At 42.9% G+C, this 14,639-nt stretch carries 13 protein-coding genes; 11 read left to right on the top strand and 2 right to left on the bottom strand.

The window, feature by feature from the left end:
• Nucleotides 1-135 precede the first annotated feature (135 nt).
• On the bottom strand, nucleotides 136-561 hold the full coding sequence (locus tag DV702_RS09150; protein WP_114924490.1) for an HIT family protein: 426 nt from the start codon (nucleotides 559-561) through the stop codon (nucleotides 136-138).
• Between the two features lie 120 nt (nucleotides 562-681).
• Here DV702_RS09150 and DV702_RS09145 point away from each other — a divergent pair, with 120 nt between their 5' ends.
• From DV702_RS09145 to DV702_RS09115, 6 genes are all read left to right on the top strand, one after another.
• Nucleotides 682-1,428, top strand: coding sequence for an ABC transporter ATP-binding protein (locus tag DV702_RS09145; protein WP_114924489.1), 747 nt, complete (start codon nucleotides 682-684; stop codon nucleotides 1,426-1,428).
• The gene (locus DV702_RS09140) at nucleotides 1,412-2,623 is read left to right on the top strand and encodes an ABC transporter permease (protein WP_114924488.1); all 1,212 of its coding nucleotides are present in this window, start codon (nucleotides 1,412-1,414) and stop codon (nucleotides 2,621-2,623) included. Before DV702_RS09145 ends, DV702_RS09140 begins: the two co-directional genes overlap by 17 nt.
• A 167-nt stretch (nucleotides 2,624-2,790) precedes the next feature.
• Nucleotides 2,791-3,045, top strand: a complete 255-nt coding sequence (locus DV702_RS09135) for an IDEAL domain-containing protein (RefSeq protein WP_114924487.1) — start codon at nucleotides 2,791-2,793, stop codon at nucleotides 3,043-3,045.
• Nucleotides 3,046-3,956: 911 nt separating this feature from the next.
• On the top strand, nucleotides 3,957-5,939 hold the full coding sequence (gene uvrB / locus DV702_RS09125) for an excinuclease ABC subunit UvrB (RefSeq protein WP_114924485.1): 1,983 nt from the start codon (nucleotides 3,957-3,959) through the stop codon (nucleotides 5,937-5,939).
• Between the two features lie 7 nt (nucleotides 5,940-5,946).
• Entirely contained in the window at nucleotides 5,947-8,814 is a 2,868-nt protein-coding gene (gene uvrA / locus DV702_RS09120; RefSeq protein WP_114924484.1) for an excinuclease ABC subunit UvrA, read from the top strand.
• 82 nt (nucleotides 8,815-8,896) lie between these two features.
• Nucleotides 8,897-9,982 (top strand): DUF4097 family beta strand repeat-containing protein, encoded by a 1,086-nt coding sequence (locus DV702_RS09115; protein ID WP_114924483.1) that lies wholly within the window; start codon nucleotides 8,897-8,899, stop codon nucleotides 9,980-9,982.
• 58 nt (nucleotides 9,983-10,040) lie between these two features.
• Here DV702_RS09115 and DV702_RS09110 read toward each other — a convergent pair whose 3' ends face one another.
• On the bottom strand, nucleotides 10,041-10,592 hold the full coding sequence (locus DV702_RS09110; protein ID WP_114924482.1) for an N-acetylmuramoyl-L-alanine amidase family protein: 552 nt from the start codon (nucleotides 10,590-10,592) through the stop codon (nucleotides 10,041-10,043).
• A 142-nt stretch (nucleotides 10,593-10,734) separates the two neighbouring features.
• Here DV702_RS09110 and hprK point away from each other — a divergent pair, with 142 nt between their 5' ends.
• Genes hprK through DV702_RS09085 form a run of 5 tightly spaced genes read left to right on the top strand, consistent with a single transcriptional unit; the run spans nucleotide 10,735 to nucleotide 14,629 of the window.
• On the top strand, nucleotides 10,735-11,685 hold the full coding sequence (hprK, locus tag DV702_RS09105; RefSeq protein WP_114924481.1) for an HPr(Ser) kinase/phosphatase: 951 nt from the start codon (nucleotides 10,735-10,737) through the stop codon (nucleotides 11,683-11,685).
• Nucleotides 11,686-12,519, top strand: a complete 834-nt coding sequence (gene lgt, locus DV702_RS09100; protein WP_114924480.1) for a prolipoprotein diacylglyceryl transferase — start codon at nucleotides 11,686-11,688, stop codon at nucleotides 12,517-12,519.
• 10 nt (nucleotides 12,520-12,529) lie between these two features.
• Nucleotides 12,530-13,462 carry a nucleoside recognition domain-containing protein gene (locus tag DV702_RS09095; protein ID WP_114925891.1) on the top strand — a complete coding sequence of 311 codons (933 nt, stop codon included), beginning with the start codon at nucleotides 12,530-12,532 and terminating at the stop codon, nucleotides 13,460-13,462.
• Nucleotides 13,455-14,111, top strand: coding sequence for a pyrophosphatase PpaX (gene ppaX, locus DV702_RS09090; protein ID WP_114924479.1), 657 nt, complete (start codon nucleotides 13,455-13,457; stop codon nucleotides 14,109-14,111). The genes DV702_RS09095 and ppaX overlap by 8 nt, the downstream gene beginning before the upstream one ends.
• Complete coding sequence (locus tag DV702_RS09085) at nucleotides 14,108-14,629, top strand: acyltransferase (protein WP_114924478.1); 522 nt, start codon at nucleotides 14,108-14,110, stop codon at nucleotides 14,627-14,629. Before ppaX ends, DV702_RS09085 begins: the two co-directional genes overlap by 4 nt.
• Nucleotides 14,630-14,639 lie beyond the last annotated feature (10 nt).

Genomic DNA, 14,639 nt, shown 5'->3' with positions numbered 1-14,639 from the left:
AAAGAATGAAAGAGGTATATGTTTACAGTTTCTCAAACGGCGCAAACGTTACACGTGATTGCACAGTACAGCCAGGCGAATATTTTGCTCCTCGCCTGACTCTCTTTCAATACGCAGTGAACGAATAATTTTCAATCAATCTTCCAGTCTTTGTTTAATGTCGCCAGCGATTTCGGAAACGACTTCCATAGGGAACTGTTCCACTTTCGAGTTGAATTCTACATGCAATCCGTCCGACTTGTCGTAACGTGGAATAAAGTGCATATGGAAATGAAAAACGGATTGACCGGCGAATGAACCGTTGTTTTGCAATACATTCATCCCAGTAGGTTGAAACTCTTCTTTCAATGCATTAGCGATTTTTGGTGCTACTTTAAATAAGTTTGCTGCTTCTTCTTCTGTCAATTCATACAAGTTTTCGCGATGCGTTTTCGGGATTAACAGTACGTGGCCTTTCGTAACAGGCATAATATCCATGAAGGCAATGACGTGCTCGTCTTCGTACACTTTTTCTCCCGGGATCGTTCCTTCTACAATTTTGCAGAAAATACATGAGGTCATTTCTACACTTCCTTTCATGTTTGGATGTATTGTAGCATATTTTCTGATAGTTAACGAAGGCAGAGAAAGCAATTTTATAAATTCTTTGCTAAAATGAAAAGGAAGATAGGAGGAAATAGAATGGCAATCCTAGAACTACAAGATGTAACCGGTGGGTATACGCGCAAACCTGTACTGCACGACCTTTCATTCAAGATTGAAAAAGGCGAACTGGTTGGCTTAATCGGATTAAATGGTGCAGGGAAGAGTACGACAATTAAGCATATTATTGGGGTCATGAATCCTTTGCAAGGAACTATTACTATTGACGGGGCAACGTTCAGCGACAAAGCGCATTACCGCCAATCATTCAGTTATATTCCGGAGACGCCTGTATTATACGAAGAATTGACTTTGCAGGAGCATCTGGAACTGACTGCGATGGCGTACGGATTGGACAAGCAACAGTTCGAAATTCGTACAGAACAGTTACTGAAAGAATTCCGAATGGAAAAACGTTTGAAATGGTTCCCGGCGCATTTCTCGAAAGGGATGCGTCAAAAAGTCATGATTATGTGTGCATTTCTTGTAGAACCTAAATTATATATTATCGATGAGCCGTTTGTTGGACTCGATCCATTGGCGATTCGCGCATTACTTGATCAAATCATTGAGCGTAAAAACGCAGGCGCATCTATCCTCATGTCCACTCACGTACTAGCGACTGCGGAGAAGTATTGTGATCGCATCATTTTACTGCATGAAGGTCGCGTTCGAGCGAATGGCACGATGGATGATTTACGCAGAGCGTTCGGTCGTCCCGATGCTACATTGGATGATTTATACATTGCGATGACTGAGGAATCTGATCATGAACAGCATGCATGATATTTGGAGCCAGCGTTTCTTTCATTACGTCAATGAATTACAGAAATATATGCGTTATGTATTTACGGGGCACTTGGCAATCGTCTTCATGTTTGCGATCGGTGCTGGCGGGTATGCGTATAGTGAATGGCTGAAAGAAGTGCCTGTAAGCTTTCCATCGCTATCGATTGTAGCCATAATCATTGCATTATTGTTGATGAAATCAGCACCTACTACATTATTGAAACCAGCAGATATTGTGTATTTTTTACCGCTTGAACATCAATTACCCAACTATATGAAACGTTCATTGACATGGTCTACATTTTCTCAATTGCCATTACCGCTCATTTCGATGGTTGTGGCTTTGCCTCTTTTACGCGCGACTGATGTAGGGACAGGCCTAGAGTATTTGCTTACTATGCTGTGGATCATTGCGGTCAAAGGTGCGTATGTACGAACTGAATTCAATGTCCGTATCGCGGCACCTGAATTTATTTGGCCGGACCGGATCATTCGTTTACTCGCTGCATTTATTGTGATCTATTTAGGTTTACTTTGGGGTCCGATCGTCTTTGTAGCAGGGATTGCATTTGCTATTCTCTATGCGAAGTTCTGGGAGAAGAAATCTGATCAGTATCCGTTCCCGTACGAGCAGTTTATTGAATTGGAACAAAACCGTATGATGCGTTTTTATAGATTTGCTAATTACTTTACTGAGGTACCGCATTTAGTCGGTTCGGTCAGTAAACGAAATTGGCTAAAGTTTGCTATGAAGCGTTCGACGTTCAAGCGTCGCGACGTGCAGTCTTATTTAGTCGTTCGAACATTTATCCGGACAGATGATACATTTTGGCTCTGGTTGCGGCTCACTGCATTATCCGCTTTAGGCGCTTTCTTAATACCGCTACCTATCGTGTCATTTATCTTCGTTGGCGCATTAGCCTTCGCTACGGCGGTACAGCTTATCCTAGCGCTGGAAGGCGGAGTGGAATTTACGATGGATCAGTTATATCCTGAAGAGCAAGAAAAGTCCCAGAGTACAGCAGTGCGTTCGTTAGTTAGAAAACTCATTTGGTTACAAGCTAGTATCCTATTGCTGGTAGCTTTACCGCTATACGGTCTTAGCTTGACGCCCGTATTGATCGCACTGATCGCTTGGATAATAGGAGAAGCGACGATCCGTTTGACGAAGGAACAAGTGAAAGAAATCTAAGGAAGACAGTATTTTTGCGAAACGACGAAATTGTCTGAATATATATACCTAGTTCTCTTTGCATGAAATGAATGAAAATAATTCAAAAGTTCGAATAGTTAGATTTGTAGTTGCAATTCATGTTTCATTGCATATATAATTACTAAAAGGTATCAGGGGTGAGAGAGATGAACAATAACAATTCATATGCTGAGTTTTTAAAAGCCGTAGGGAATAACAGTACTTCTCTCCAGGCGGAAAAATTACTAAACGAAATTTATTGGGATTTATTTCTGCAACATATTCACCGAGAGCAAACGCAAGCCCGTATTATGAACCTGATTGATGACGCCTTGGATCGCAATGACAAAGAAGCATTTGAACGCTACACACAACAATTAATCGACCTTTCAGAAGAACAAGAATATCATTTAGAATTGTAAACAAAAAGCGGTTTGGACATAACACGAAAAAGCGTAAAGGACACTTCATCCTTTACGCTTTTTCGTGTGTTTGATATCTTGTGTTCGTTTATGAAAGTAGAAGATTGAATGTGGTGAGACTGACTTAGAATGTCATGCGGCTTGCGCTTCCAGACGATACGCTTTCCGGAGGGGACGCGGCGGACCGTCAAGCGCTGCGGGTTACGCCTGTCAAATGCAAAGATGTGCTCCTTCTCGCTGCGCTTCACTCGCAAAAGCCGTCCTTCGCTACGGCTTTTCCTGATCCTCTCGGAGTCGATCGTTTTCCAGCTTCAGCCGGACTTTGTGTATGTAAGACAGGTTGATCACTCTTTGTAGGTAGTAAAAACCAAGTAAAATTGTCTGATACCATGCGATCGTTTTTGAAGTTAAAAAGCGGTGAAGTGTTGCTGGCTACTATGACTGTTTCAATGGACTGAGTGGAAAAAGCAATGACTCTATATGTATTCAATCAGGCAATCCAAAGCTTTATCTACACTGTTCAGGAAGTAGAGCTTACCATACTCTATTTCTGGACGAACACAAACTGACTTACGAACACAAATTCAAGGATTCTCCCGGAAGAACCGGCGACTCCTGGAGGATCAGTGCGACAGGCGTAATCGCCAATGCACTTCTGGCGAGTCCGCCGCGCACCCTCAGGAAAGCGTCCGGTTCTGCAGGGAGAATCCTAGCACGTATACTATTTTTCTGCACCACCAAAGGAAAAGTCATTCCCCCGACTCTAAACTACGCGTTTCTTTATATCGCAAAAGGGTATGATTACATACATAACATAAAGTTTAAAACGTACGTTCGTTAATTCTTTAGAAAAAACGCGTATTGTGGTAAAATAGAAAGACTAGGTGTTTTTAGAATGGGAGTGGAAACTAGTGAACGAAACATTTCAATTACAGGCACCTTACACACCACAAGGAGATCAACCTAAAGCAATTGCTAGTCTTGTTGGGGGCCTGCGAGAAGGTAAGAAGCATCAAACATTACTAGGTGCGACAGGAACTGGGAAAACATTCACCGTTTCCAACGTTCTCACCGAAATTAATAAACCTACCCTGGTCATTGCACATAATAAAACATTGGCCGGTCAATTATATAGCGAGTTCAAAGAGTTTTTTCCAAATAATGCAGTAGAATATTTTGTCAGTTTCTATGATTTTTATCAACCGGAAGCTTATGTGCCGCAAACGGATACGTACATTGAAAAAGATTCCTCTATTAATGACGAGATTGACAAACTTCGGCACTCCGCCACCAGTTCATTATTTGAACGAAATGACGTACTCATTGTGGCATCCGTGTCTTGTATATACGGGCTCGGTTCCCCGGAAGAATACAATGAAATGGTCTATTCTCTACGCAAAGGCATGGAAGTTCCGCGCAATGAATTATTACGCAAGCTCGTAGATATCCAATATGAGCGCAATGACATTAACTTCACACGAGGAACATTCCGTGTAAGAGGTGACGTGGTCGAAGTATTCCCTGTTGCACGTGATGAGCGCTGCATTCGATTGGAGTTCTTTGGAGATGAAATTGAGCGGATTCGTGAAGTGGATGCGTTAACAGGTGAAGTGATCGGGGATCGTGACCACGTAGCCATCTTCCCGGGTTCCCACTTCGTTACCCGTGAAGAAAAATTACTGAAAGCCATAGATAATATTGAGATTGAACTAGAACAACAGCTAAAATATTTACGTGAAAATGATAAATTACTTGAAGCGCAACGCTTGGAACAACGTACGCGCTATGACTTGGAAATGATGCGCGAGATGGGTTTCTGTTCAGGTATTGAAAACTATTCACGGCATTTGACACTACGAGAAGCAGGAGCTACGCCTTATACACTACTCGATTATTTCCCTGACGATTTTTTAATCGTTGTGGATGAAAGTCACGTTTCACTGCCGCAAATTCGTGGGATGTACAACGGAGACCAAGCTCGTAAGAAAGTATTGGTGGAACATGGCTTCCGCCTTCCTTCCGCATTAGACAACCGTCCGTTAATGTTCGAAGAGTTTGAAGAACATATTAGCCAAGCTATGTATATTTCAGCTACGCCTGGACCTTATGAAATTGAACATACCGACGAAATGGTAGAGCAAATCATTCGCCCGACAGGTTTATTGGATCCCGTTATCGAAGTGCGTCCGATTGAAGGACAGATTGATGACTTGCTGGATGAGATTCAGTTGCGTATCGAGCGTGATGAACGTGTATTAATTACGACGTTGACTAAGAAGATGTCAGAAGACTTGACGGATTACTTGAAAGATATCGGCATTAAAGTACAGTACCTCCATTCAGACGTCAAGACACTTGAGCGAACGGAAATCATTCGGGAGCTTCGATTAGGAACGTATGACGTATTGATCGGTATTAACTTACTGAGAGAAGGAATTGATATACCGGAAGTGTCATTAGTCGCCATTTTGGATGCTGACAAAGAAGGCTTCTTGCGTTCGGAACGTGCGTTAATTCAGACGATTGGACGATCTGCACGTAACTCTGAAGGCCGCGTCATCATGTATGCGGATAAGATGACTGACTCCATGAAGAAAGCGATTGGGGAGACAGAGCGCCGTCGTGAAATTCAGATGGCTTATAATAAAGAACATAATATTACCCCTACAACGATCAAAAAGCCGATCCGTGAAATTATTCGTGCGACACAAGTAGCTGAAGAATCAGAGTCGTACTTGAAACGTCTGACGGATGGCAAGAAGCTTTCAAAAGATGATAAAGAATTATTGCTCATAAAGTTAGAAAAAGAAATGAAAGAAGCAGCAAAAGCCCTCGACTTCGAAAGGGCTGCCGAGTTACGAGACACGGTCATAGAACTGAAGGCAGAAAGGTAGAGACCGAATGAAAAATAAGGAACTCATCATACAAGGAGCGAGAGCCCATAATTTAAAAGATATTACTGTTAAGATTCCCCGTGACCAACTAGTTGTGCTCACGGGTTTATCGGGTTCAGGGAAATCATCACTTGCGTTTGATACGATTTACGCAGAGGGACAACGGCGTTATGTAGAATCTTTATCTGCTTATGCCCGTCAATTTCTTGGACAGATGGACAAACCTGATGTTGATGCGATTGAAGGATTATCTCCTGCGATTTCAATCGATCAAAAGACGACGAGTAAAAATCCCCGGTCTACAGTCGGCACAGTAACAGAGATTTATGATTACTTGCGTTTACTGTATGCGCGTGTAGGGAAACCTTTCTGTCCGATTCACGGGATCGAGATATCTACACAAACCGTACAGCAAATGGTGGATCGTGTAGTAGAACTACCTGAACGTACACGTATTCAAATATTGGCACCGATTATTTCGGAGCGTAAAGGGACACATGCGAAGTTAATTGAAGATATAAAGAAACAAGGGTATGTACGGATTCGAGTAAATGGAGAAACGATTGACCTAGATGATCATATCGAGCTCAATAAAAATAAAAAACATACGATTGAAATCGTGATCGACCGCATCGTCATGAAAGAAGGCGTGGAGACACGTTTAAGTGATTCATTGGAGTCCGCACTGCGCTTGGCGGACGGTAATGTTATTGTAGATGTCATAGGGGAAGAAGAGTTGTTTTTCAGTGAACATCACGCTTGCCCGTTATGCGGATTTTCTATAGGTGAACTAGAGCCGCGGATGTTTTCATTTAACAGTCCGTTCGGTGCCTGTCCGGAATGTGACGGACTAGGGATGAAGCTTGAAGTCGATCCGGAGCTAGTTATACCTAACGGAGATTTGACACTGAAAGAACACGCCATTGCTCCTTGGGAACCGACCAGTTCACAATACTATCCGGAACTATTAGCGACGGTTGCCAAGCATTATAAAATTGCGATGGACGTGCCGGTTAGCGAGCTGGCGGATGAAGATGTGCAGAAGCTGTTGAAAGGATCCAGTAAAGAGAAGATCCACTTCCGTTATACAAATGAATTCGGCAATACGCGAGACAGCAATATATTTTTCGAAGGTGTGCTACGGAATGTTGAACGACGCTATCACGAAACATCTTCTGACTATATTCGTGAACAAATGGGTAAATATATGACTGAAAAGCCGTGTCCATCATGTGAAGGATACCGTTTGAAGAAAGAGTCGCTTTCAGTATTGGTTGACGGTCAGCATATCGGAAAAATTACGGAGCGCTCCATTGTGGAGACGGTGAAGTTTTTTGAGCAATTGAAGCTTTCCGAAAAAGACGCGCAAATTGCGGATATGATTTTAAAAGAAATTCAGGAACGTTTAGGGTTTTTAATTAATGTGGGGTTGGATTACTTAAACTTATCACGCGCAGCCGGAACGTTGTCGGGGGGAGAGGCACAGCGTATCCGTCTGGCTACACAAATCGGTTCCCGACTGACAGGAGTACTTTATATTTTAGATGAACCGTCAATTGGTTTACACCAACGGGATAACGATCGGTTAATCGGTACGCTTCAAAACATGCGTGATATCGGAAATACATTAATCGTAGTGGAACATGATGAAGATACGATGATGGCAGCCGATTACTTAATAGATATCGGTCCAGGCGCAGGTGTAGCGGGTGGTGAAGTAGTCGCTGCGGGAACTCCTGCAAAAGTAATGAAAAATAAAAAGTCTTTAACAGGACAGTATTTAAGCGGAAAGAAATTTATCCCTTTACCAGTCTCACGCAGACCGAGAGATGAACGAAGTATCGTGATTAAAGGTGCTGCTGAAAACAACTTAAAGCAGATCGATGTTGAATTCCCGCTAGGTCAATTCATCGCTGTTACAGGTGTGTCAGGGTCTGGGAAAAGTACATTAGTGAATGAAATATTGCATAAAACATTGGCACAAAAATTGAATCGTTCAAAACAAAAACCCGGAAAATTCGATAGCGTGACAGGGGTTGAACAGTTAGAAAAAGTCATCGATATCGACCAGTCGCCTATCGGACGGACACCTCGCTCCAATCCAGCAACGTATACAGGTGTATTTGATGATATCCGCGATGTGTTTGCGATGACCAATGAAGCGAAAGTCCGTGGCTATAAAAAAGGCCGTTTCAGTTTCAACGTCAAAGGCGGTCGTTGCGAAGCTTGTCGTGGAGACGGAATTATTAAGATTGAAATGCACTTTTTGCCCGATGTATATGTTCCTTGTGAAGTGTGCCATGGGAAACGATACAATCGCGAGACACTCGAAGTGACATACAAAGGAAAGAATATTGCAGATGTGCTAGCGATGACAGTGGAAGATGCAGTCGTATTTTTTGAGAATATCCCTAAAATTCATCGTAAGTTACAAACGATTGTGGATGTAGGACTTGGTTACGTACAGTTGGGTCAGCCAGCAACGACACTGTCGGGTGGTGAAGCACAGCGAGTGAAGCTGGCGTCTGAGCTGCATAAACGTTCCACTGGAAAGTCGTTTTATATTTTAGACGAGCCGACGACAGGTCTTCACGTCCACGATATTGCGAAATTATTAGATGTGCTACAGCGGTTGGTGGATGGCGGCAATACGGTTCTTGTCATTGAGCATAATTTAGACGTCATTAAAACTGTCGATCATATTATTGATATAGGTCCTGAAGGCGGAGATAAAGGTGGAGAGATTGTAGCGACGGGGACACCGGAAGAAATTGCGGAAGTGAAAGAATCATATACTGGGAAGTACTTGCATTCCATTCTTGAAAGGGATCGCAATCGAATGAAAGAACAAATAAAAAAAACGGCGAAAAAATAATCGAATGAAACTTTTTACAAGCACAACCGTATAAATAAGTAGGAAATGAACGGAATGTTCAAAAACGAGGAGGAATTGCGTCATGCAAAACGAACGTGTACGAATACTTACTTTGCTTGAAGAAGGAAAGATTACAGCCGACGAAGCACTTAAACTATTGGAAGCGATGGGAAATGAATCACACGCAACAGCGGAAGAGGAGAAACCATCAGCAGATGCTTTTTTTGAAGATATTCGCAAGGAATTCATGACAGCTGGAGATCGCTTTATGCAATTTATGGATACAGCGGTTCATCGTGTAAAAGAGTTCGATTTTGAAGCACCTTTCAGCAAGTCTGTAGCTTTCACACATGTGGAGAAAAAGTCGGCGGAAGATATTGAAGATCTACTGATCGATATCGATCATGGGGCAGTGGAAATTCATCCGTCTGATGATGGAGAAATTACAGCGATGTTCACCGTTAAGCATTTCAATAATGATTCTGAAACAGAAGCGTTGAGTCAGTTCCTAGACAAATTATTATTTATAAAAGATGGCAAGAAACTACGTATCAGCAGTGATTTGAAAATGTTGCAAGTCAATCTGAAGCTGTACGTCCCCGCTGCAATGTACGGGAAATTATCCGTCCGTTTATTAAATGGCGCTTGTTCAGTAGAAGGCATTGAATGCAATGACTTACGCATTAAAACAGCGAACGGGAAAATCGAATGTTCAAATATCAAGTTTGACGAAGCAGAAATCCAAACGGCCAATGGTATGGTGCGCTTGTTGAAAGTACATGGGGATAAGCTAGAGACGGAAACGTTGAATGGTCGAGTCTATGTAGATGGGGAAGTAGTCGCTATTGAAGCGAAGTCATTGAATGGGAATGTGACATTGACTACTACATCAGCAAAGGCTAGATGTTTAGAAGCAAAATCCATTAGCGGAGCGGTAGAGTTGTATTTCCCTTCTTCTTTAGCGGTCAAAGGGGAAATTTCATCCAATATGGGCAAGCTGGACTTACAGCTAAAAGACGTATCACGTGTGGAAGAGCAAGAACAATTTTTACACCGTACGATTCGTTTTGGTAAAACAGTGGAAAACGAAGAACAAGCACCTATTCAAATTATCGGAGAATCTAAAACAGGCTCTGTAATGGTGCGTTATAATTCAGTTGAAATCTAAGTAATAGCGAAAACACACCTGACGAGCCCGTTCATGCCGGCGCATCAGGTGTGTTTTTTTATTTAGCATATAACCAACAAAGGATGCCGAATGTCAGCGCGCGGGCGCATTGTAGCTGGTATTCTTTATTTTGTAAAAGGGTTGCTTCGGTTTGATTGGACATGAAGCCACATTCCGCAAGAATCGCTGGCATATGAGTATCGCGCAAAACAGCAAAATCAGCTTTTTTCACACCTCGATCGACGCGCTTGCAAGCTGCAATTAGCGCACTTTGTACATTTGACGCCAGAACCGCTGAACTTTTACTGGCGCGAGGGTAAATATACGTCTCGATTCCTTGTGCATCATTCCACCCGGTCCCATAGGCATTTGCGTGGATCGAAACGAAGGCATCTGCACGCAATCGATTCGCGGTTGCTGTCCGTTCATGCAATGGGACGTCTCTAGAAATCGTGTGTGTGTAATGTACTTGTATGCCTTCCGCACGTAAAAACTTCCCCACCCATTCTGCAACTGCTACATTAAAATGGAATTCCCGAAGCTTGCCGTCAGGTGTCCGCTTGCCTGGAGTTTCCGGTCCATGGCCTGCGTCAACAATTATTAGTGTCAATTTAGTTCACTCTCCTTTATCCTCTATATAGAGGAAACTTGTAAAAAGGAGACGATAAGAAGCAATCCATTTCTTTTCTTTTCCTTCATGTTAAAATAAACAACAGACGAACAGCTTACGTAAGTAGAAAGTGGGGAACTTTATGTATGAATTGACAGTGGAAGATATTATGAATCAATTTTCATTGGAATTGATCGCTGGACATGACGGCATTCATCGGGAGATTCATATGAGTGATATTTCACGACCAGGATTGGAAATGGCAGGTTATTTTGACTATTATCCATCGGAACGTGTACAAGTCATCGGCCGAAAAGAAATGTCTTTTTTAGAAACATTGCCTGCGGTGACACGCAGAAAAAGATTGGAGCGTCTTTGTTCCATTGACACGCCGGCATTTATCATTGCGCATGGAGAAGAAGGTCCGAAAGAGCTTGGACAATTAGCGGAAGAGAAAGGGATCCCTGTACTGCGAACGGATTACAAGACGACACAGTTTTCAGGAATGCTGACCAATTACTTAGTCGGTCAGTTAGCACCGATGACTACAGTTCATGGTGTGTTAGTCGACGTCTACGGGGTAGGGGTCTTAATCACTGGTGGCAGCGGGGTAGGAAAAAGTGAGACTGCATTGGAACTCATTAAAAAAGGCCATAGACTGGTGGCGGATGATTCAGTCGAAATTCGTCAAGTATCTGAAAACGTCTTGATTGGTACGTCACCGAAACTTCTTAAGCATATGCTGGAAATTCGTGGGGTGGGAATCATTGATTTAATGACGTTATTTGGTGCTAGTTCTGTAAAAGACGATAAGCGGGTGTTATTAGCGGTCGATTTGGAAATTTGGGACGAGAAAAAACATTACGATCGGTTAGGGATTGATGAAGAGAAAATTGAAATATTAGATTCACAAATTACGAAACTATCAGTACCTGTTCGACCCGGGCGGAATATTGCTGTCATTATTGAAGTAGCGGCAATGGATTACCGGATGAAGCGTCTCGGCCATAATGCGGCTGAAGAATTCACGAAGCGTTTAGACCAAGCCATCGCAGAGAACGCAGAACTACTAGAAGAAGAGGAGCGCGACTAAGTGAACTTATTGTTACTGGCGATTAACCCTGTCGCAATTAGAATTGGAAGTGCGGATACAGCCATCGAAGTTCGGTGGTACGGTATTCTAATCGCATTAGGAATTATTTTAGGGTTTTTAGTAGTCCAACGTGAAATGCTAAAGAGAGGCATGCACCCGGACTTTTTGACAGATATGCTCATTTGGGCGATTCCGATTTCCATCATTAGTGCACGGATTTATTATGTCATCTTCACGTGGGATTTCTATAAAGATCATCCTGGACAGATCATACAAATTTGGAATGGCGGTATCGCGATACACGGTGCGCTCATCGGTGCTGTCATTACAGCGGTCATTTTTTGTAAGAAGCGCGGTGTATCGTTTTGGAAGGTGGCAGATATTACAGCACCCGGTTTATTGATCGGTCAGATTATCGGTCGTTGGGGTAATTTTATGAACCAGGAAGCGCACGGCGGACCTGTTTCGGAAGCCTTTAAAGAACAGACGATTATTCCCGATTGGATCATGAATCAAATGACGATTGACGGTATTACCTATCATCCGACGTTTCTGTATGAGTCGTTGTGGAATGTAGTGGGATTAATTTTGATTTTGGTCATTCGACGCGCAGTCAAGATGAAGCGCGGGGAAATCTTTTTATTTTACGTCATTTGGTATTCGATCGGTCGCTTTTTCATAGAAGGCATGCGTACGGATAGTTTGTATGTAATCGGCAGTTTACGTGCGGCGCAGTTAGTGTCTGTAACGGGGGTAGTCATTGGAATTGTGATTTTGATTTATCGCAGATATATTATGAAAGTGAAAGAAAATTACAATGACAAAACAACCTAATATCCCTTTCATGAATACGATGCGAAGTGGTTTACAAGTAGGATTGAAAACTACGTGGGCACTTGGTAAGATCATATTCCCGATTACGCTTCTCGTTACGATGCTGCAATTTACTCCAATTCTTCCGTGGCTAGTAGAAATGGTCGCGCCGCTCATGCACATATTTGGCTTGCGCGGAGAGGCGGCTGTACCGGTCGTCCTCGGAAATGCGTTGAATTTGTATGCGGGAATTGCGGGAATTATTTCATTGGAGCTGACAGTGAAAGAAGTGTTCATCATTGCGGTGATGATCAGTTTTGCGCATAACTTATTCATCGAAACAGCCGTTGCTTTAAAAGTCGGAGTAAAATTATGGCTCGTCATAGTAGTTAGACTTGGATTGGCTGCATTGGCCGGTATACTTATTAACTTGCTATGGACGGGCGGTTCTGAAATTGCGCAATACGGGATGACTCCACAAGCACAAGTCGTTCCGGAAGGATTTTGGCAAATTTTCCTCTTGGGAGCGGAAAAAGCAACTTATGGCGTGCTGCAATTAGCGTTAATCGTCATTCCGTTAATGTTGTTCGTGCAATTCATTAAAGATCGAAATTATTTAGCTCGTTTCTCAACAAGTATTTCGCCGTTTACTAAATTAATCGGTGTGAAACCAAATGCTTCCATGACGCTCGTCGCGGGATTATTGATCGGTCTCGCTTATGGCGCGGGTGTGATGATTCAAGCCGTTCAAGAAGATGGTGTATCGAAACGGGATATTACATTGGCTTTTATTTTCCTAATGGCGTGTCACGCAGTCATAGAAGATACATTATTATTTTTACCACTGGGCATTCCGATTTGGCCATTGTTGATCATCCGGTTAGTCACAGCCATTACATTGACTGTGACGGTCAGCATGCTTTGGAAACGACCTACTACGAAGGAGGACACTGTTTTTGACTAATCAACCGATTACTACGTTATTATTTGATTTTGATGGAACGTTAGCGGATACGAATGAATTAATCATCTCATCGTTTCGTCATGTACTCGATGAACATTTTCCGGGACAGTTCAAACGACCAGATATTTTACCGTTTATAGGACCGACATTGCGCGACACATTCTCATCGATTGCACCGGACAAGACAGAGCAGTTAATTCAGCAATACCGTGAGTGGAATACAGCCAATCATGATGCGGTGGTGACGGAATTCGAAGGAGTGACTGATACACTGCATGAGTTACAAACACGCGGGATCAAGATGGCGGTCGTTTCGACGAAGAAGCGTGATATGGTTGAAAGAGGGTTAACGCTGTTAGGCATTACAAGCTATTTTGAGACTGTTATCGGACTGGATGATATTACGAACCCAAAACCTGATCCTGAACCTTTACTGCTCGCTTTAGAGCGCTTAGGAAGCACGCCGCAGGAAGCTCTAATGATCGGGGATAACTTCCACGATATTTTAGGTGGCCAAAATGCCGGGGTTCGTACAGCAGCGGTTGCCTGGGCGTTAAAAGGAGAAGACTACTTGCAAACATTTAAGCCGGACTTTATGTTGCATCATATGTCTGATCTCTTGCCAATCGTAGAAGGAAGAGAGCTATGAGACGGACAGAGCGGTATCCTTCTAAAGGCGATGCGAATTCTCTTTGGCATATTTACCGTACAGTATCGATTTTCAAAGTAGCGAAAAATTTCCTTGTCATTCAAATTGCGCGATACACTCCATTTGTCTCTTGGAAAAATGTGTTGTATCGATTGTTTTTACGAATGAAAGTTGGAAAAAATACAGCTTTTGCGTTGATGGTCGTTCCGGACGTCATGTTTCCTGAGCGCATCTCTGTTGGGGAAAATTCCATTATTGGTTTTAATTCAACTATTTTAGCTCATGAATATTTGATCGATGAATACCGAATCGGGGATGTAGAAATCGGCAGTCATGTGTTGATCGGGGCGAATACGACGATTTTGCCGGGCATTACGATTGGAGATGGTGCGATTGTTTCAGCGGCTTCGCTAGTCAATCGCGACATTCCGGCCGGCTGTTTTGCGGGTGGTAATCCTGTGCGTATCATCTATACCGCTGAGGAAATGAAGTTGCGTGCAACAAAGGACAGCAAATGACCGACGTACA

The organism is Sporosarcina sp. PTS2304, assembly GCF_003351785.1.
Taxonomy (GTDB): domain Bacteria; phylum Bacillota; class Bacilli; order Bacillales_A; family Planococcaceae; genus Sporosarcina.
This window is presented reverse-complemented; position numbering and strand designations above follow the sequence as displayed.